General features: G+C 39.6%; 20 protein-coding genes. 4 read left to right on the forward strand and 16 right to left on the reverse strand.

What is annotated here, in order from left to right:
* Positions 1-69 precede the first annotated feature (69 nt).
* The 4 genes from alr to SB028_RS12690 form a co-directional block, all read right to left on the reverse strand.
* The gene (alr, locus tag SB028_RS12675; RefSeq protein WP_069367975.1) at positions 70-1,293 is read right to left on the reverse strand and encodes an alanine racemase; all 1,224 of its coding nucleotides are present in this window, start codon (positions 1,291-1,293) and stop codon (positions 70-72) included.
* 204 nt (positions 1,294-1,497) lie between these two features.
* On the reverse strand, positions 1,498-2,754 hold the full coding sequence (locus SB028_RS12680) for a PTS ascorbate transporter subunit IIC (RefSeq protein ID WP_069367974.1): 1,257 nt from the start codon (positions 2,752-2,754) through the stop codon (positions 1,498-1,500).
* 10 nt (positions 2,755-2,764) lie between these two features.
* Positions 2,765-3,052 (reverse strand): PTS sugar transporter subunit IIB, encoded by a 288-nt coding sequence (locus SB028_RS12685; protein WP_069367973.1) that lies wholly within the window; start codon positions 3,050-3,052, stop codon positions 2,765-2,767.
* 29 nt (positions 3,053-3,081) lie between these two features.
* Complete coding sequence (locus SB028_RS12690) at positions 3,082-3,525, reverse strand: PTS sugar transporter subunit IIA (RefSeq protein WP_069367972.1); 444 nt, start codon at positions 3,523-3,525, stop codon at positions 3,082-3,084.
* 227 nt (positions 3,526-3,752) lie between these two features.
* On the opposite strand from SB028_RS12690, the gene SB028_RS12695 reads away from it, so the two are divergent.
* On the forward strand, positions 3,753-4,799 hold the full coding sequence (locus SB028_RS12695) for a LacI family DNA-binding transcriptional regulator (RefSeq protein ID WP_069367971.1): 1,047 nt from the start codon (positions 3,753-3,755) through the stop codon (positions 4,797-4,799).
* On the opposite strand, the gene yfcD is transcribed toward SB028_RS12695, so the two are convergent.
* Entirely contained in the window at positions 4,796-5,338 is a 543-nt protein-coding gene (gene yfcD / locus SB028_RS12700) for an NUDIX hydrolase YfcD (protein WP_069367970.1), read from the reverse strand. The genes SB028_RS12695 and yfcD overlap by 4 nt on opposite strands.
* 198 nt (positions 5,339-5,536) lie before the next feature.
* Between yfcD and SB028_RS12705 the strand changes: the two genes are divergently transcribed.
* Positions 5,537-6,151 (forward strand): glutathione binding-like protein, encoded by a 615-nt coding sequence (locus SB028_RS12705; RefSeq protein WP_069367969.1) that lies wholly within the window; start codon positions 5,537-5,539, stop codon positions 6,149-6,151.
* A 66-nt stretch (positions 6,152-6,217) separates the two neighbouring features.
* Positions 6,218-7,123, forward strand: a complete 906-nt coding sequence (locus SB028_RS12710; protein WP_069367968.1) for a TIGR01777 family oxidoreductase — start codon at positions 6,218-6,220, stop codon at positions 7,121-7,123.
* Between the two features lie 163 nt (positions 7,124-7,286).
* Here the strand turns inward: SB028_RS12710 and SB028_RS12715 are convergent, their stop codons facing one another.
* The 11 genes from SB028_RS12715 to SB028_RS12765 form a co-directional block, all read right to left on the reverse strand.
* Positions 7,287-7,868 (reverse strand): UbiX family flavin prenyltransferase, encoded by a 582-nt coding sequence (locus SB028_RS12715; RefSeq protein ID WP_069367967.1) that lies wholly within the window; start codon positions 7,866-7,868, stop codon positions 7,287-7,289.
* 119 nt (positions 7,869-7,987) lie between these two features.
* Complete coding sequence (gene purF / locus SB028_RS12720) at positions 7,988-9,505, reverse strand: amidophosphoribosyltransferase (RefSeq protein ID WP_069367966.1); 1,518 nt, start codon at positions 9,503-9,505, stop codon at positions 7,988-7,990.
* A gap of 30 nt (positions 9,506-9,535) precedes the next feature.
* Positions 9,536-10,027 (reverse strand): colicin V production protein, encoded by a 492-nt coding sequence (cvpA, locus tag SB028_RS12725; RefSeq protein ID WP_023581692.1) that lies wholly within the window; start codon positions 10,025-10,027, stop codon positions 9,536-9,538.
* A gap of 185 nt (positions 10,028-10,212) precedes the next feature.
* Positions 10,213-10,863, reverse strand: a complete 651-nt coding sequence (dedD, locus tag SB028_RS12730) for a cell division protein DedD (RefSeq protein WP_069367965.1) — start codon at positions 10,861-10,863, stop codon at positions 10,213-10,215.
* Complete coding sequence (gene folC / locus SB028_RS12735) at positions 10,853-12,151, reverse strand: bifunctional tetrahydrofolate synthase/dihydrofolate synthase (protein ID WP_069367964.1); 1,299 nt, start codon at positions 12,149-12,151, stop codon at positions 10,853-10,855. Before folC ends, dedD begins: the two co-directional genes overlap by 11 nt.
* The gene (gene accD / locus SB028_RS12740; protein WP_069367963.1) at positions 12,144-13,112 is read right to left on the reverse strand and encodes an acetyl-CoA carboxylase, carboxyltransferase subunit beta; all 969 of its coding nucleotides are present in this window, start codon (positions 13,110-13,112) and stop codon (positions 12,144-12,146) included. Before accD ends, folC begins: the two co-directional genes overlap by 8 nt.
* A 169-nt stretch (positions 13,113-13,281) precedes the next feature.
* Positions 13,282-13,983 (reverse strand): DedA family protein, encoded by a 702-nt coding sequence (locus SB028_RS12745; protein ID WP_069367962.1) that lies wholly within the window; start codon positions 13,981-13,983, stop codon positions 13,282-13,284.
* Positions 13,984-14,007: 24 nt separating this feature from the next.
* The gene (gene truA / locus SB028_RS12750) at positions 14,008-14,868 is read right to left on the reverse strand and encodes a tRNA pseudouridine(38-40) synthase TruA (RefSeq protein WP_069368040.1); all 861 of its coding nucleotides are present in this window, start codon (positions 14,866-14,868) and stop codon (positions 14,008-14,010) included.
* 23 nt (positions 14,869-14,891) lie between these two features.
* A complete protein-coding gene (locus SB028_RS12755) occupies positions 14,892-15,902 on the reverse strand; it encodes an aspartate-semialdehyde dehydrogenase (RefSeq protein ID WP_069367961.1) in 1,011 nt (336 codons plus the stop codon).
* Between the two features lie 45 nt (positions 15,903-15,947).
* Entirely contained in the window at positions 15,948-17,090 is a 1,143-nt protein-coding gene (gene pdxB, locus SB028_RS12760; RefSeq protein WP_069367960.1) for a 4-phosphoerythronate dehydrogenase PdxB, read from the reverse strand.
* Between the two features lie 149 nt (positions 17,091-17,239).
* Positions 17,240-18,022, reverse strand: a complete 783-nt coding sequence (locus SB028_RS12765; protein ID WP_069367959.1) for an AraC family transcriptional regulator — start codon at positions 18,020-18,022, stop codon at positions 17,240-17,242.
* Between the two features lie 121 nt (positions 18,023-18,143).
* Here SB028_RS12765 and SB028_RS12770 point away from each other — a divergent pair, with 121 nt between their 5' ends.
* Positions 18,144-19,064 carry a DMT family transporter gene (locus SB028_RS12770; RefSeq protein WP_069367958.1) on the forward strand — a complete coding sequence of 307 codons (921 nt, stop codon included), beginning with the start codon at positions 18,144-18,146 and terminating at the stop codon, positions 19,062-19,064.
* Positions 19,065-19,335 lie beyond the last annotated feature (271 nt).

Consider the following 19,335-nt stretch of genomic DNA (forward strand, 5'->3'; position numbering starts at 1 on the left):
TATCAATAATATCAGGCGATTGATATTTTCAATCGCCTTTTTATTATTTGGTAATACTCACAACCTCGTTTAATCCACTAATACCCGTTGATTGGTTGCTCCCCATAAAATTGACATTTCGGTAAACAATGCACCACTGATATCTTCAATTTCTTCTGCGGTAATTTCGCTATTACCTTGTTTGCCAAAAAATACAACTTCATCACCTGGTTTGATATTGTTAAGATCTGTAATATCAACCATAACGGTATTCATTGATGTTTTCCCTAAAACAGATACACGTTGCCCTGCAATTAAAGCATGCCCAGCATTACTAAAAACACGACGATAACCATCTGCATAACCGACAGGGATATTGGCTAGGACAGAGTCACGTTTAAGTGTGTAAGTACGGTCATAACCCACTGTATTACCTTTAGGATAATAATTGATTGATGCAATATTTGATTTAAAGGTCATCACACGTTTGTAGTCTGTACTTGCAATCGTATCACCATAGAAAATTCCGCCTACACGCACCATATCTAGCCATGATTCAGGTACGGTAATTGTGGCAAATGTATTTGCCATATGCAGAGTGACATCTTTACGATTTAACCCAGTAACATCCAATATTTTTTGTGATTGCTGTTTAAAACGAGCAAGATCTTCTTTTACTTTATTAGCATCTTCTTCAGGGTAGTGAGACATAATACCAACCACTTTCAGGTTAGTTAATTGAGCTATTTGCTTCGCCTCTTCAAGCCCTGCATTGTTATTAACTTCTAAGCCATTACGAGACATACCACCTGAATTTAAGGCAAGATGAATAGCGATCACTTTATTTTGTTGTTTAGCAATGGCGTCTAATTTTTTCGCCATATCTAAATTACCAATCAGTTCTTCTACGTTATAGCTTGTCGCCTGAGCCATTTCTTGCTCTGTGGCATTACGTACACGCATTAACCGACCTTGAAATCCTAGATCACGCACTTCTTTTAGCTCTTGGTTATTTGTTACACCAATACATTGCACATTATTTTCAATCATTACCGGTGCAACGAGTGATAAATCGTGACCATAAGCATCTCCTTTTAATACTGCACAAAGCGAAGATTTATCGCCTAACAGCGATTGGACTTTTCTCACATTAAAATCAAGCGCACTACGTGAGATTTCAATCCATGAGTTATTCACGATTGCAGGTTGAACCTGAGCCGTTTGAGTCACGGGTGGATTATGATTAACGGGTTGTTGGCAAGCAGTGATAACAAAAAGTGGTAACAACGCAAGATATCGAATACCAAAAGACATCTTATTTTTCCTTAGTGATTGTGATGTAAACCTATTTTTATAATTAATTAGGTACGAAAATATACACACAGTGAATATTCACTCAGGATGATAGCATTATTATTCACAAAATAAACATATAAATTCATATAAAAATTTTGTAAAAAAAACGCCCCAATGAATTAATTTCAATGAGGCGTCTCTATATCTTAATTCTTTAAACAATCAGCGAACAATAATACCTAGCAGAATACCGATAACACCGAAATCTGCGTCACTAAATGTGGTGTTCGCAATACCAATATCGCCCAATACAGGTAAAAGGAATACTGGTAAGAAGGTAATTAATAAACCTTGAACGAATGCGCCTAAAATAGCACCACGGCGTCCACCAGTTGCATTACCAAATACCCCTGCGGTTGCACCCACAAAGAAGTGAGGAACAACACCCGGAATGATGACGGTCCAATCTAAGGCATATAGAATAAACATGCCAATAACACCTGCTGCAAAGCTACTTAAAAAACCCACTAATACTGCATTGGGTGCATAAGGAAATACAACAGGGCAATCTAAAGCGGGCTTGGCATTAGGGACTAATTTATCTGAAATCCCTTTAAATGCAGGAACGATCTCAGCAATAACCATACGTACACCTTGCAGAATAATATAAACACCTGCCGCAAAGGTTATAGATTGCATCAATGAGAACATAAACCAGTTTTTACCACCACTGACTTCACGAACAAAGGTATCGCCCGCAAATAAACAAGTAATGATAAAAATAATGCCCATAGTAAAAGCAATAGCAACGGGTGTGTCACGTAAAAAGAGTAAGCTTTTAGGCACATTCATCTCTTCTGTTGAATGCTCTTTATTTCCCAATTTACTCCCAATAAAACCAGCAACAACATAAGAGATCGTTGAGAAGTGCCCTAATGCCACATCATCAGAACCCGTAATTTTTTTCATATAAGGGTGTGCAATGGCGGGGAAAAACACCATTGAAACCCCAACAACTAATGAACCTACCGCAACTAATACAGTGCCTTCTAAGCCCGCGGTCGCCAAAATAACCGCCACCATCATCGACATAAATAATGTATGATGACCCGTTAAGAAAATAAATTTCCACGGTGTTAAACGTGCAATTAAGATATTAATCAACATGGCAAAAAACATAATTAATGCCATCTCTTTACCAAAGCTTTTTTGTGCAATAGAGACAATTGCCTCATTATTAGGCACTACACCTTGAATACCGAATGCATGTTGGAAAATCGTTGAAAAATCACCTAATGAGTTAATAACAAGACCAGCACCAGCACCTAAAATAACAAAACCCATAATGGTTTTTACGGTACCTTTAATACATTCTGTAACCGGTTTTTTTTGGGCAATTAAACCAATCAATGCGATCAAACCAACTAAAATAGCAGGCTCTGAAAGCACATCACTCATTAGAAAGCGGAAAAAGTCCATGATAGGCTCCTTATAACGCGCCTAATTCACGTAACGCGACTGAAAGCTTCTCTTTCATCGCCACTTTATCAATCATGTTATCCAATGAAACAACCTTGCCATTTACCGCTTGTGAATTGAGTTGCTCTGCAATATCACGTGTACCTACATAGATATCACTTGGTGTACCTTTTGCAGAACCGAGATCAACATGATCCACTTCTGCATTCACAGAAAGATCTTTTAGGATGCTTTTAATGCTCATTTCCATCATTAAACTACTGCCTAAACCATTTCCACACACAACTGTAATTTTCATGATATTCCCCTTGGTAATTTAAATTGTCATTAATAGTTGTTGATAACGGCTAATACATCCGCTTTGCTTTTTGCATTAAATAGCTTTTGAATATCGGTATCGTTATCAAAAAGTTCGGCTAATTTCACAATGGCATTAATATGGCTATCGTTATCTGTTGCAGCCAACACAATCAATAATTTCACAGGATCGTTTTCATTTGCACCAAACTCAACACCTTGCTCAATAATGGTTAAAGCAAGTGAAAGTTGATTAACGCCATCTTCGGGACGCGCATGAGGCATCGCAATTCCTGGACCTAATACATAATATGGCCCTATTTTCTCGTGTGATTTGTAAATTGCATCGATATAACGAGGTTCAATACAACCGTTATCAATTAATGGCTGGCACGCCACTTTAACGGCTTCTCGCCAATCGCTAACGTTTGGAACCACTTGCACCACATCAGGTGTTAATAACGTTTTAAGCATACTTGTCACCTCGATAAGACTCTCTTTGAGCTTCGTTATTAAGGATAGTAATCATTAATGGTAGCGCTATCTAGATAGTTCATTCGTAATTGTGATAGCGCTATCATTTTAATGAAATGTTAATTGCAGAAAATGTCAACAATTGACACTGTATTGTTTCAGCATAATAGGAAGATTTCAGGTAGGATCTGCGGTTAATAAAATAGGCTACGCAAGCATAATTACAAATGATCAAAACACGTAAGCGCCGAAATACAGGTCGCGTCACATTACAAGATGTCGCTAAACTCGCAGGAGTCGGATCCATGACCGTCTCTCGTGCATTGCGAACCCCTGAATTAGTTTCTGATAAGTTACGAGAAAAAGTTAATCAAGCCGTAGAAGAGCTTGGCTATATTCCGAATGCCTCTGCGGGTGCTTTAGCTTCAGCACAAAGTCATATTATTGCGGTACTGCTACCTTCTTTTACAGATAGAGCCAGTGCTGATTTTATGCAGTCTTTACAACAAATACTCAATCGCCATCAGTATCAAATTTTAGTGGGTTGCTATGAGCATCAGCCTCATAAAGCCAGTGGTGTGATTAATATGCTATTACAAAGTAATCCTGCCGCATTAGTTGCCTTTGGTTCACAGCTTAGTCCAACTCATTTTTTACATATCAGTAACGCTAATGTCCCTGTTGTCAGTGTTGCCAGCCAATCAGATGAACAAGCGGCTATTAGTATTGATTGTTCTTATGAGCAAGCTGCATATGATTTAACAAATCATTTAGTCACCCAAGGAAAGCGTTGTATTGGCTATATTGGAGCGTTACAAGGACAACGTCTGCACCACCAGCAAATAACAGGTTGGTCACGAGCGTTACTCAAAAATTATTTAAATGCTGAGCAAAGTGTTACTACGCCTGATCCCGCATCTATGGCATATGGTCGGCAAGCATTAACCGAAATTTTATTGCGCCAACCCGAACTAGATGCGGTTATTTGTAGCCATGAGAGTATTGCACTAGGTATGATTTTTGAGTGTCAACGTCGATTAATTAAGATCCCACAAGATCTGGCTATCGCATGTTTAGAAGGCTCTGAAAATAGCAATCAAATATCGCCTTCTCTCACCTCAATTCGTTTTGATTATCACAAAATGGGAAAAGAGGCAGGAAAACATCTGATAGCACTTTTACAACGTTTAAGAGACGAAGATGATAACGCTATATTCGAAGATACCGTTATCAACTATGCTTATCGATTTGAATTAGGACAAAGCGCCCCTTAGTCTACGGTTTCTCTCTTTTCTAGGCGTGTACTGTTATTACGTGTTAACCAAAGAGAAAGGGCTTTTAATGAATCAGGCGTAAATTCATCACAGCGCTCAGTAATTTCAGAGGGAGTTAGCCAACACACTTCCTCAATTTCTTCTGCTTGCAGCGCGAAAGGTCCATGAGAAACACAGCTAAACAAGCTTCCCCACACACGGCAACTTTCATCATCATAATAAAATTGACCATGTTCAGCAAAAGGAACCCCTGCAATACCCAACTCTTCTTCTGCTTCACGACGCGCACTTTCAAGTAAATTCTCACCTTGTTGAACCACACCACCCGCAGTAGCATCTAACCAACCAGGATAAAAATCTTTTATTTCCGTTCGACGTTGCGCCAAGATTTTGCCCATCCCATCATGAACAACGATATAAGTTGCTCTATGTCTAAGATTTTCAGCTCGCATTTGTTGACGTGTTGCTTGTGCAACGACTTCATTTTTATCATCAACAATATCAACCCATTCAACCAATGCCGTCTTTTCTTGTTCCATCCTCAACAAACCTTTTTTAACCGATACTAAACGATCGTAATTTTTATCCTGAATATACCAAAATCACTATTTTTCACCACTACAATAATCATACGTAACTTGTTTTATCCATCTTGCGCTTTTTTGCTTTTTATGTTGTTAGAAGGCAGACTGTGATTATCTAGTGTATTGAGTGCCTACTTTATTTTGGAGCTTTTAATGATTGACTTATATTATGCGGATACCCCAAATGGCCAAAAAATAACGCTTTTTCTTGAAGAAACGGGCATACCTTATCAGTTACATCGCATCGATATTAGTAAAGGTGATCAATTTAAACCTGAATTTTTAGCTATTTCTCCCAATAATAAAATTCCCGCTATTGTAGATAACACCCCTATTGATGGTGGTGAACCTATCTCTATTTTTGAATCAGGTGCTATTCTTATCTATCTAGCCGAAAAAAGTGGTAAATTGCTCAGTCAAAATTTACGAGAAAAAACAACACAACTGCAATGGCTATTTTGGCAAGTGGGTGGATTTGGTCCCATGTTGGGACAAAATCATCACTTCACCCGCTATGCCACAGAAAAAGTGCCTTATGCTATTAAACGTTATACTGAAGAAACACAGCGTCTATACAGCGTATTAGAGAAAAGGTTAGCGCAATCACCTTATCTTGGTGGAAAAGAGTACAGCATTGCGGATATCGCCACATATACATGGGCTCGTCTGCACGATCACCACAATATTGATTTGGCGAATTATCCAGCAATTAATAAATGGCTAAACAACATTAACCAGCGCCCAGCAACGAAAAAACTCTTTGGTTAATATAAGAAATTCATATATCAGGATGATAGTTATTCTTTATCAAGCAAGCAGATCAGGAGGATTGTGATGAAAATACTTATCACTGGTGGTACAGGGTTAATTGGCAAAGCATTAGTTTGTGAGCTCGCACTCGCTGATAACGATATTACGGTGCTTTCTCGTTCACCTCAAAAAGTTTATTCGCATTTTTGTAATGAAATCACCTGTTGGACTCAGCTCAACGATAAACAAAATCTTAATGAATTTGATGCCGTTATTAATCTTGCTGGAGAGCCTATTGCTGATAATCGTTGGACGCCTTCTCAAAAGCAAAAACTGGTTAATAGCCGTTGTCATTTAACCCAAAAATTGGTTGATTTGATTAAGGCTAGTGAGTCTCCTCCAGCGGTTTTTATTTCTGGCTCCGCAGTCGGTTTTTATGGTGATCAACGTGATACACGAGTCACAGAAGAGACGCCAGCAAATCCTGAATTTACTCATGAGCTTTGTGCAAAATGGGAACGGATCGCCCTTGAAGCTCAAACACCATTAACTCGTGTTTGCTTGTTGCGTACAGGGATCGTACTTTCAACCCTTGGTGGTGCACTGCCTAAAATGAGCAAGCCTTTTAAATTAGGATTAGGTGGTAAATTGGGAAGCGGAAAACAGTATATGCCGTGGATCCATATTGATGATATGGTTAGTGCAATTATTTTCTTGCTTAATACTCAAGATGCTAAAGGTGCTTTTAACTTAACAGCGCCTAATCCTGTACAAAATAAAGAGTTTACTCGCTTATTAGGAAAAACGTTTCATCGCCCAGCCTTAATGACCGTACCTGAAAGTATATTACGTTTAATTATGGGAGAAAGTGCCACATTGGTGTTAGGTGGGCAACAGGCAATCCCAGAAAAGCTACTTAATGCTGGCTTTGAATTTCGCTACCCTCATTTAGAAGAGGCACTAAAAGATATTATAACCACAGGAAAATAATCTCTTTTTATTTGGAATAGATATTCTACCTAATAAATACTCTAAATAATTCAAGATGTAGCTAGGCGACAAGTAAATGAGTCGCTAGGAGCATACACTAGTATGTCACTAGTGCGAATGAACTCAGTCAACAACGCTACACCTTGAAGTATGACGAACATACTTAACGAGTGGGCTTATCACCCTCCCACCGTTGAAACAAATCGTCAGGCAACTCAATCTCAAACTGATCAAGTACACGATTCACCGTTTGATTAACAATATCATCAATCGTTTTGGGCTGAAAATAAAATGCCGGTACTGGTGGCATAATCACAGCACCTAACTCAGCAGCTTGCGTCATTAATCGCAAATGACCTAAATGCAGTGGCGTTTCACGCACACATAGCACTAATTTACGTCCTTCTTTTAAGACCACATCCGCCGCACGAGTGACTAAGGTATCTGTATAGCTATGAACAATACCTGACAAACTTTTGATTGAGCAAGGTAATATGACCATTCCATTGACTCGGAATGAGCCTGAAGAGATCGATGCGCCAATATCGCGATCGTCATAAATCACATCCGCTAAAGCATGAATATCTTTTAGCGAATAATCTGTTTCTAATGAAATAGTACGGCGTGCAGCTTGGCTAATCACTAAATGTGTTTCAACTGACGGCACAGATTTTAGTATTTCTAATAAACGTATACCGTAAATTGCACCACTAGCACCTGTTAGCCCAACTATCAGCTTTTTCATTATAATCCTCAGAATATATACCTTTGTTAATCATTATGATGATTAACCCTCAAAAAACAAGCGTCGATGCAGAACACACTGGCATCGACGCTTTATAAGGGAGATATCTTACCGAAAAATTAGCCTTCGTTATAGATTTCCAAATTTTCTATTTCATTCTGATCACGAATTTTATGTTCATCATCACGACGTAGATTTTCTAAATAATCTAAATAATCTTGATCAATATCTTTCGTGATATAAACACCATCAAATACAGAACATTCAAACTGATTGATATCAGGGTTTTCTTCTTGTACTGCGGCGATTAAATCAGTGAGATCTTGGAAAATAAGCCCATCAGCACCAATTAATTTACGAATTTCATCCACTTCACGTCCATGAGCAATAAGCTCATTGGCATTTGGCATATCAATTCCATATACATTGGGGAAGCGAACTTCTGGCGCTGCTGAAGCAAAATAAACTTTCTTCGCGCCTGCTTCTCTTGCGAGTTCGACAATTTGCTCTGACGTTGTACCACGTACTATAGAATCATCAATCAACAGAACATTTTTATCACGAAACTCTGCGCGATTAGCATTCAGTTTACGTCTAACAGACTTACGACGCTCTTGCTGCCCCGGCATAATAAAGGTACGACCCACATAGCGATTTTTTACAAAGCCTTGGCGATAAGGTTTATTAAGAATATGGGCAATTTCTAACGCAATATCACAAGATGTTTCAGGAATGGGGATCACAACATCAATCTGTAAATCATCCCACTCTTTGGCAATTTTAGCGCCTAATTTCTGTCCCATACGTAAACGTGCATTATAGACTGAAATTTTATCGATAAAAGAATCAGGGCGAGCAAAGTAAACATACTCAAATAAACAAGGCATTAACTGTGGATTTTCGGCACATTGACGCGTAAAAAGTTGCCCTTGCTCTGTGATATAAATCGCTTCACCCGGTGCAACATCGCGTAAAAACTCAAAACCTAAAGTATCAAGCGCAACACTTTCAGATGCGACCATATATTCATAACGCCCCCCTTCTAAGGTACGTTTACCCAAGACTAAAGGACGAATACCAAAAGGATCACGAAAAGCTAACAAACCATGACCAATGATTAATGCAACACAAGCATAAGCACCACGGAGTTTTTTATGCATTGCCGCAACGGCTGCAAAAATATTATCAGGCTCAAGTGGAAAATGGTCAAAACGGTCTAATTCATATGCCAATACATTAAGCAAGATTTCAGAATCAGAGGTGGTATTGATATGGCGACGCGCTGTTTCAAATAATTGGCGACGTAATAAATGCGCATTGGTTAAATTACCATTGTGCGCTAACGTAATACCAAAAGGTGAATTCACATAAAAAGGCTGCGCTTCTGATGCACTAGAACTACCCGCTGTTGGATAACGGACATGCCCTATCCCGATAGTACCTTTTAAACGCAACATATGACGGGTTTCGAACACATCTTTAACCAGTCCGTTCGCTTTGCGAAGACGGAAACCGTTGTTACCGTCTATCGTTGCAATGCCTGCTGCATCTTGACCTCGGTGTTGTAACACCGTTAACGCATCATAAATTGATTGGTTTACTGGATTAGCTCCAGCGATACCGACAATACCGCACATGAATAGATCCTCATCAGCCAGACGGAGAGGTTATATTCTCTCCGACACGAAACTTGACGCATTTTGTAGGTAGTCAAAGAACCACCTAATAATATGGTTGAATTGAGGAATAAGCTCAGAACGTTGCCAATCAGCGCTATCTGCCATAGGTGTAAATGCGCCTAAAACAAACAGTAATGCTGAGACTATCAGCACGCCTCTTAAAGCCCCGAAACAGACCCCCAATACACGATCTGTACCTGATAACCCTGTGCGTTGAACAAGAGAGCTAATCACATAATTCACAACAGCACCAACAATCAGTGTCGCAATAAATAACGTGACTATTGCAATCCCGTTACGAACCAGCTCATCTTCAAACCGGGTAAAATAGACGGCAAGATAAGGATAAAACTGACTAGCAACAAAGAAACCACAACCCCAGGTGATGAGTGACAATGCTTCACGAACAAAGCCACGGATCAGGCTCACTAATGCGGAAAAACCAATAATGGCAATGATGGCGTAATCTATCCAGACCATAAATTCTTTATCCAATAATGATGCTCCGCATTAATACGGAAGCATTCTAACAGAAAACGAAAACGTTTGCGTAATGCTAATTTTCGCTAATTTCAAAATAATTTACGGCGATATGAAAAATCATAATCGCCGCAATAAGTTAACGCTTTGTTACACAACTCATCTGATGACTCGTTTAGAAAAAATTAAGGCTTATATGCCCTTACCTCACCTTGTAAGCCCGTAAGCTCTTTTAAATGAGGCAGAATAGCCTGTAATTCTGACTTAGATGCACTAGGACCAATGTAAATTCGAGTCACTTGCCCTGAAACGGGGCGTGCGGGTATGGTATATACGGGATAACCTGAGAAATGCATTTTAGCAATAATCTCTTCTACCTTCGCCGCATTTTTCAATGCACCTAATTGAACAACCCAAGCCTCTCCCTTCGGTGGCTTAGTTTCTTGTACTGGTGGTGCGGGTGGTTGTACTGGTGGCGTAACCACAGCAGGAGGCACCTGCGTTGGCTGCTGTTGTGGTTGTTGTTCCGAGGGTTGAACAGGTACAACAGCAGGTGGTTCCGGTGTTGTCACCACAGATTGCTCCATGCCTGTCACTGCTTCAGAAATCATACCTTCAGATGCGCCTTCTGACGGTGTAGAAGGCACAGCAGTTTGTTCTATCGGTGCGATAGATTCTATTTCTTGCTCATCACCTGGTTTTGGTACTAAAGGAATAGAGGCGAACTGGTCTTCGTTATATTTCTTATCGCCGTCAAGCAGTGCAGGTAAAAAAATAACCCCGACTGCCACCAATACAACGGCACCGACTAAGCGATTTTGAAATTTACTCGCCACCCACACTCTCCTTTTCCAAAAGTTCCATCACATGTGCAACAGTATGAAATGAGCCACAAACCACAACAATATCGTTAGAAGCAGCATCAGACATTGCTTGTTGCCATGCATTTTCAACACTATCGAATACCATTGGTTTCTCAAGATGCTGAGCTAACACATCAGCAGAAGCACCACGAAACTCATTAAGTGGAGCGACATACCAATGATCAGCCAATGGTGTTAAGCACGCCAATGTTCCTGCAATATCTTTATCACCCAGCATACCAACAACAATACGCACCTGAGTATCAGATTTTTGTGGTAATTGTGATAATTTTTCTGCTAAATATCCTGCCGCATGCGGATTATGAGCCACATCAAATATAACCAAAGGATGTTGAGAAATTACCTGAAAACGACCGGGTAATTGTGCACGAGACATACCTTCGACAATACTTTGCTGTGTTATTGCTTGGCTGACTTTGTCATCAGATTGGAGCAAGCAACGAATAACGCCCATTGCTGTCGCCGCATTAGCGAGTGGAATGTTCGGAATGGGTAAGGCATTAAATTCACAGTCAACACAACGCCAATGCCAGTGATCACCTTCAATAACAAAAGACCAATCCGTTCCTCGACGGAAAAGCTTAGCTTGTTTTTCATGGGCAACTTGGGCGATGGATTGAGGCATATCTGGCTCACCCACAACAGCATAGTGATTAGCTCGGAAAATGCCCGCTTTCTCATGACCAATATGCTCTCTATCCGCACCTAACCAATCCGTATGATCAAGTGCAATACTCGTGATAGCAGCAATATCCGCATCAACAATATTCGTCGCATCTAGTCGACCGCCTAATCCTACTTCAAGAATAACAACATCAAGTTGTGCTTGTTGAAATAACTTCAGCGCAGCCAACGTGCCATATTCAAAAAAGGTGAGTGAGATATCGCCTCTCGCTTGTTCAATTTCTGCAAAAACTTCGCAAAAAGCATCTTCGGAAAGCTCTTTTCCTTGAATACGAACACGTTCTGTATAACGAACAAGATGAGGGGAGCTATAAACGCCGACATTCAATCCTGATGCCATCAAGATTGACTCTAGCATATGACAAGTTGTGCCTTTTCCATTTGTGCCTGAGACAGTGATTACCTTAGACGCAGGGCGTAACACGTTTATTATTTTTCCTACCTTGCCTACTCGTTCTAACCCCATATCAATGGCGCTGGAGTGTAAATGTTCAAGATAAGAAAGCCACATCGACAAAGGTGATGTGGCTTTAGGCGCAGTGATGATATTAGACATCTTCTTTTTTATTCGTTTCGATGTTAATTTCTGGCTCGTTATCTGTAGACTCAATCTCATCAGCAATCATTTCTTCACCGATGATTTCATCTTCATTTTCATCTTCGACTAAATCATACTGAGTCAGCTTAGCCAGCAATTCAGCCAGCTCATCGCGCATTTCAGGACGGCGAATAATCATATCAATCGCCCCTTTTTCTAGCAGAAACTCACTACGTTGGAAACCAGCAGGTAGTTTTTCACGTACTGTTTGTTCAATAACCCGAGGGCCTGCAAAACCGATCAGCGCTTTAGGTTCAGCAACATTGATATCACCTAACATCGCTAAACTAGCAGAAACGCCGCCCATCGTAGGGTCAGTCATAACTGAAATATAAGGTAAACCACGTTCTTGCATTTTTGCTAATGCGGCACTGGTTTTTGCCATTTGCATTAATGACATCAGCGCTTCTTGCATACGCGCGCCACCACTTGCCGAGAAGCAAACTAATGGGCAGTTATCTTCTAGTGCTTGTTCAACCGCACGCACAAAACGGGCACCTACAACAGATGCCATTGAACCACCCATAAACGCAAATTCAAAGGATGCAGCAACAATAGGCATTTTTTTCAGCGTACCTTTCATCACGATCAATGCGTCTTTTTCTTGCGTTTGTTTTTGGGCTGCGCTGATTCTGTCTTTATATTTTTTAGAGTCGCGAAATTTCAGAATATCTTTAGGTTCTAATTCGCTACCTAATTCTGTTGTACTTCCTGTATCAAGGAAAGTCTCAAGGCGACGGCGCGCTGAAATGCGCATATGGTGATCACATTTAGGGCAAACCTCTAAATTGCGCTCTAATTCTGCGCGATAGAGTACCTGCCCACAGCTGTCACATTTAGTCCAAACCCCTTCAGGGATATTAGCTTTACGTGAACTTGTGATAGTGCTTTTGTTTAGAATTTTTTCAATCCAGCTCATTAATGGACCTTTTCGTCTGAATCTGACCTTCGCCAGTAAAATTATTGTTAGCGTATCAACCACAATGCACTGGCTGTGTGGTTAGCAAAGTTTATGATGATACCGCTTACTGAATTTCAGCGCATCTCTTTATTATGGCTATTCTACGGCAAAAACTGATGATAACTGCTCAAACCTCTTTGTTATCATTTTCTTTCTTTGCTTTTGCACTCGCTCTGCGGTGGCGTAAGATCTCAATAACGCCCGGTAAAATAGAAATAACAATAATGGCAACAATTAGCAATTTTAAGTTCTTTTGAACTATATCTAAGTCACCAAAAAAGTATCCGGCATAAGTAAATAACAGCACCCATGCAATTGCCCCAGTAACATTATAAAAGGCAAAGTGACGATATGACATTTTACCCATTCCTGCAACGAATGGCGCAAAAGTTCGGATAATCGGCACAAATCTTGCCAAAATTATTGCTTTACCACCATGCTTTTCATAAAAAGCATGGGTTTTATCTAGGTATTCACGTCGGAAAATCTTTGAATCAGGTTTACTAAATAGCTTTTCACCAAAAAGTCGCCCAATGGAATAGTTAACGGCATCACCTAAAATAGCGGCGCAAAGTAACAGTAAAACAATAATATGAACATTCACATCATTGGTTTCTAACGAAGCTAAAGCACCAGCAACAAATAATAAAGAGTCTCCGGGTAAGAACGGTGTTACGACCAACCCTGTTTCACAAAAAACAATCAGAAACAAAATGGCATAAACCCATGTTCCATATTGTGCGACAAGCTCTGCTAAATGCGCATCAATATGCAAAATAAAATCAACAAGAAATTTAATTAAATCAACAAATTGTGTTAATATTTCCATAAATCCTCAGAAAACGGGGTGTTCTTATGATTGAGATATCTCAATAGGATTATCCGCTAAAAATAGTGGACCCATTGCAGGTTTTGGTAATTCAAAATGATCAGGATAATCCACAGAGACTAAATACAATCCATTTGCTTTCGCTGTGGCTGCAGCTTTAGTTCTGTCTTTTAAGGCTAATAATTCAGCCATCCAAGTAATATCCTGATTGCCACACCCTATTTCTAAAAGGCTGCCAACAATATTTCTCACCATATGATGAACAAATGCATTTGCTTTAATATCCACAACAACATAGTCACCATATCGAGAAACATTGACATGCATAACGTTACGCCAAGGCGTTCGTGATTGACATTGAACAGCTCTAAAAGAAGTAAAATCATTTTCACCCAGTAAACATTGCGCTGCTTGATGCATACGTTCAACGTCTAGAGGGTAATGAAAATGTGTCACGCCAGATGACAAGATAGCGGGACGATAACGATGATTAAAAATCACATAGCGATAACGTCTTGCTGTTGCGCTAAAGCGGGCATGAAAATCATCAGAAACGGTTTTTACCCAACGTACAGCAATATCCGCAGGTAAATGTGTGTTAACACCCATTGTCCATGCCGGATCTTTGCGGTGCGCCGTCGTTTCAAAATGGACAACTTGCCCTGTTGCATGTACGCCAGCGTCGGTTCTCCCCGCACAAAACACAGATATAGGTTCATTAGCAACTTGTGAAAGTGCTTTTTCTAGCCGTTCTTGTACACTGCGCACTTCATTTTGGCGTTGCCAACCATAATAACGGCTACCATCATATTCAACGCCTAAAGCAATTTTGATTGTTGTGCTTTCAGACGTCACCGCTGACTCCGTCAAGGGGTGTTCTGTCATTTCAGCACTCACTTGCGCATTCATTAGTAAAACTGCTCCTGCATTAATTGCTCTGCGACTTCAACAGCCATTAATGCCCCACCAAAGCGCACGTTATCTGCTACTGACCAAAATTGTAAAGCTTCAGGCATACCATAATCATTACGGAAACAGCCTAAATTTAAACTCACATTACCAGATGCATCAGTGACTTGAGTTGGAAAGTCATTTTCATCACTAATATTAATCTCTTCATTTTCTTGTAATGTTTCACGCGCTTCATCACTTCCCATTGGGCGTGAGGTTTCTAATTGTACTGACTGTGCATTACCATAGAAAACCGGTGCTTGCAGTGTAGTAACGGAGATTGGCAAGCCTTCATCTTGTAAAATTTTACGAATTTGGTCAACCATGCGACGCTCTTCTTGTATAGCGCCTTCGTCATCAACCATTAAAGGTAAAATGTTAAATGCTAACTGCTTATTAAAGCGACCTAATTCAGGCGGAATACCGTTAAGTAAACGAGCACTTTGCCCTGCCAGTTCATCTACGGCTTGTTTTCCAAAACGAGAAACAGACATTAAATTTGTCACACTAAGGCGTGTTAAGCCTGCGGATTCTGTTAAGGGATTAATGGCACGTAATAATTGGCTCACCATGCTATCAGCAATTGAAACAATATTACGAGTACGATATTCCGCTAACATTGCACTATTCACACCAGGAACAACCAACGGGACATCCCAATCCATTGCAAAGATGCCACTACAATCAATGACGATACAGCCAGCATCAGCGGCTTGTTGTGCATATTGCACACTGATTTCTGTCGGTGCTGCAAAAAAAGCTAATTGAATATCAGCCCACTCGATATTGTGAATACCTTGAACCGCAACACTTTTGCTGTTTACTCGCACTGATTTTCCAATGCTATCTTCACTTGCGATTGCGGTTAATTCACCAATGGGAAATTCACGCTCTTGTAGCAGTTCTAAAATCGCTTCACCAACAGCGCCTGTTGCACCAACAACTGCAATATTCCAACCTTCTCCCATAAGATATCCTCCAATACCATAAAAATTTTTAAATAATATTTTGCTTTATTTATGTGTTGCACTTTTATATGTAGCGCTAAAGCCAATTGCATTTAATGTATCAGCCGTGGTTTGATGGTCACAAATAACGTGTAGTGAAGACCATTCACGACGTACAGGGTAAAATTTGCGTAACTTATCAAACTCCCCTTTTATTCCTGCTACTTTTCGTAATGGAGCATCATCACGGCGTACATCATAAACAAGATGAATAAGTTGTTTTAAAAGTGTTTGTGTTAACTCACCTTGTACTGAAATGGTGGAAATAGTCGGTGCAGGCAACAGCGTTGATAATTCAACTTGTTGAGGCTGCCCAATAAAATCACAATAAGCTTCAAAAACTTGAGTTGTACCACGCGCCTTACCTTCTAAGGTATAACCAGCAATATGTGGTGTTCCTATATCAACTTTATTTAATAATTCAATAGAGAGATCAGGCTCAGGCTCCCAAACATCCAATACAACGCGTAAAGATTTACCTTTTTCGAGCACTGATAATAATGCTTGATTATCAATGACCTCGCCACGGCTCGCATTAATTAAAATACGTCCTTCAGGTAATTTTTCGAGATTGCTCTCATTCATTAAATGATAACTTTGATATAAGCCTGATTTATTGAGAGGTGTATGGAAAGTTAGAATATCTGCTTTTTCTAACAATGTTTCCAATGGATGAAACGCTTCGTCATCACCATTATCAGCTCTTGGTGGATCACAAAGTAAAACATTGACCCCCAACGCACGAAGCCGTGTTGCTAATCGACCACCTACATTTCCTACACCAACAATACCGACAACTTTATCAGTTAATTGAAAGCTATCTTGTTCTGCTAGCATCATCAGCGCAGAAAACACATATTCGACAACCGCGATAGCATTACAACCAGGGGCTGATGAAAAACCAATTTGTTGCTGTTCTAGCCATGCAATATCGACATGATCGAAACCCGCCGTCGCAGTTCCAACAAATTTTACTGGCTTGCCCGATAATAAGGATTCATTGACTTTAGTAATTGATCTCACCATTAAGGCATCAGAATCATTAAGCTCATCAGTAGGTAATGGGCGACCAGAAACAGCTTTTACCTCACCTAATTGGCGGAAAAGTTGTTCCGCATAAGGCATATTTTCATCAACCAGAATTTTCACGGTGTTATCTCACTGATTTGGTATTTATATGTATAAACAATCAATCGAAAAATAAAATTAAGCGGTCTATTTTGCCACTTATTCATAACAAAGCCTATTATTGACAGTAAAATCCGCCTAGATTTTAAGTAAATATATGAAAAGAGTGCTTAACAATTGGGTAATCGACGGAAACGTTCCGGTGTTGTGCCAGCAAATTGTTGAAACATCGCAATAAATGAAGACGAAGAGCTATACCCCACATCAAATGCAATTTCATTCACGCTTTTCCCTTGCTCTAATAAAGAAATTGCATGTAAAAAGCGTAAGCGCTTCCGCCATTCACTAAATGACATACCTAATTCTTGTTGGCAACGGCGTGAAAGCGTTCTTTCTGAGGTATAACGTTTTTTAGCCCATTCTTCTAGTGAGGTATTATCTGCTGGATTTTGCTCTAATACAGAAAGTATGGGAGCAAGTAATTTATCTTTAGAAGACGGTAAATAAGTATGATGTATTGGCGAAGCTTTAAGTTGATCAATCAGTACTTGAGCTAAGCGAAAATCTTCTTCTGTTTGTGGTTTACATACACCACGATGAAAAAAGTCAGAAAATATGGTTGAAAAAATAGCACTTAATTGAATCAAACAAGGTTTATCTAATAATCCATCGCACCAACTTGGTGCGATATCTAGCACTTTAAAAGAGAGTGTTTTTTTATTGTAACTGGCATGCCCTACATTTTTGGGGATCCATACACTAAATTCTGGTGGTGCTAAAAACCGCTGTCCTCCAGCTTCTAAATCCATAACACCAGAAATCACATAAAGTAACTGGCCAAAATCATGTTGATGATAAACAAACTCTGTTTCAGCTAACAGTTGCTCATCACGGAATCGAACTGTATCTGGATCAGATAATAACCATTGCATTTTTTGTTGTTCAATTGTCATTTTTATGTTGTTCTCTTGTCATGTTGTCTTTATTGGCCTATCTGTTGTCTGGTTTTCATTATATATATCTAATCAGACAGGCTTACAATAGCCGCCTGGTTTAAAAATAGATGTGAGAACAATGAAAAACGCAATTTTTCCGCTTTTAGCGGTGTTAATCTGGTCAATTAATGCAGTCGTCAATAAAGCAGCCGCGTCTGTTATCGATCCTGCTGCAATCTCTTTTTATCGTTGGTTCCTCGCCTTTTTAATTATGACACCTTTTTTGATCATGCCCGTTTGGCATCATCGTAAAACCGTCAAACAGTATTGGTGGAAATTATTTATTCTTGGTGCATTAGGGATGGTGATGTACCAAAGTTTGGCTTATTATGCCGCGCATTATGTTAGTGCAACATTTATGGGGATCCTAAACTCTCTTATCCCATTATTAACCGTTATTATTAGTATTTTTGTTTTACGTGTTGTACCTACGGTAGGTATTGTTTTAGGCACAGTGCTTTCAATTAGTGGCTTAGTTTGGTTAATTAGCCGAGGCGAACCTTCTCAGTTACTTTCCCAAGGTTTGGGGTATGGTGAGCTGATGATGTTTATTGCTTCGGCATCATATGCCCTTTATGGTGTATTAACAAAACGATGGTCAATAACCCTACCTAACTGGCAATCACTTTATGTACAAATTGGATTTGGTGTTCTGTTATTACTGCCAAACTTCTTTCTTGCCGACAATGTTGCGTTAACAAAAGATAATATTGGATTAGTTATCTTCGCAGGTATCGGAGCTTCTATTCTTGCGCCTTATCTGTGGATTTTAGGTGTGATGAAGTTAGGCGCAAATACGACCTCTATTTTTATGAACCTAATGCCGTTATTTACCGCAATGATTGCTATCGCGCTTCTCGGTGAAGAAATGCATAGTTATCACTTAGTAGGTGGTGGGATTGTGTTACTCGGTGTGCTCTTAGTTCAACAACTTAGAACACCGCTGAATTTCCGACGTCAGCCTGCCCAGAAAAAAGCAGATTGTCATCAGGAGATGTGAGTCAATGTCAAAAAGACTACAATAAAAAAATGCCGGCTAAAGTATTAGCCGGTCACATTCATAATGTGAGGTTTTATAAATAAAACTGACACAAGAAATCAAAGTACAAAATATAAAGTAATACAAGTATCCGTGGCAAACATTACCAACTTTTATATTAAATAGCTCCTATTTATTTGTAATAAAATAATCCAGATCAATTTTTTCACGCTCTTTTTCTATTATTCCATTTTCCAATTCATCTAACCCCATATAAAACAAAACATTTAGT

It is taken from the genome of Proteus vulgaris (genome assembly GCF_033708015.1).
In the GTDB taxonomy this organism is placed as follows: Bacteria; Pseudomonadota; Gammaproteobacteria; order Enterobacterales; family Enterobacteriaceae; genus Proteus.

Bases quoted from the DNA above. Each gene is read 5' to 3' on its own strand.
- SB028_RS12680 (WP_069367974.1), bottom strand. From the start codon at position 2,754: ATGGACTTTTTCCGCTTTCTAATGAGTGATGTGCTTTCAGAGCCTGCT.
- SB028_RS12690 (WP_069367972.1), bottom strand. From the start codon at position 3,525: ATGCTTAAAACGTTATTAACACCTGATGTGGTGCAAGTGGTTCCAAAC.
- accD (WP_069367963.1), bottom strand. From the start codon at position 13,112: ATGAGCTGGATTGAAAAAATTCTAAACAAAAGCACTATCACAAGTTCA.
- SB028_RS12695 (WP_069367971.1), top strand. From the start codon at position 3,753: ATGATCAAAACACGTAAGCGCCGAAATACAGGTCGCGTCACATTACAA.
- SB028_RS12705 (WP_069367969.1), top strand. From the start codon at position 5,537: ATGATTGACTTATATTATGCGGATACCCCAAATGGCCAAAAAATAACG.
- yfcD (WP_069367970.1), bottom strand. From the start codon at position 5,338: ATGGAACAAGAAAAGACGGCATTGGTTGAATGGGTTGATATTGTTGAT.
- SB028_RS12765 (WP_069367959.1), bottom strand. From the start codon at position 18,022: ATGACAATTGAACAACAAAAAATGCAATGGTTATTATCTGATCCAGAT.
- SB028_RS12755 (WP_069367961.1), bottom strand. From the start codon at position 15,902: ATGGGAGAAGGTTGGAATATTGCAGTTGTTGGTGCAACAGGCGCTGTT.
- truA (WP_069368040.1), bottom strand. From the start codon at position 14,868: ATGACAGAACACCCCTTGACGGAGTCAGCGGTGACGTCTGAAAGCACA.
- SB028_RS12715 (WP_069367967.1), bottom strand. From the start codon at position 7,868: ATGAAAAAGCTGATAGTTGGGCTAACAGGTGCTAGTGGTGCAATTTAC.
- SB028_RS12770 (WP_069367958.1), top strand. From the start codon at position 18,144: ATGAAAAACGCAATTTTTCCGCTTTTAGCGGTGTTAATCTGGTCAATT.
- SB028_RS12745 (WP_069367962.1), bottom strand. From the start codon at position 13,983: ATGGAAATATTAACACAATTTGTTGATTTAATTAAATTTCTTGTTGAT.
- SB028_RS12710 (WP_069367968.1), top strand. From the start codon at position 6,218: ATGAAAATACTTATCACTGGTGGTACAGGGTTAATTGGCAAAGCATTA.
- alr (WP_069367975.1), bottom strand. From the start codon at position 1,293: ATGTCTTTTGGTATTCGATATCTTGCGTTGTTACCACTTTTTGTTATC.
- cvpA (WP_023581692.1), bottom strand. From the start codon at position 10,027: ATGGTCTGGATAGATTACGCCATCATTGCCATTATTGGTTTTTCCGCA.
- purF (WP_069367966.1), bottom strand. From the start codon at position 9,505: ATGTGCGGTATTGTCGGTATCGCTGGAGCTAATCCAGTAAACCAATCA.
- SB028_RS12685 (WP_069367973.1), bottom strand. From the start codon at position 3,052: ATGAAAATTACAGTTGTGTGTGGAAATGGTTTAGGCAGTAGTTTAATG.
- folC (WP_069367964.1), bottom strand. From the start codon at position 12,151: ATGTCTAATATCATCACTGCGCCTAAAGCCACATCACCTTTGTCGATG.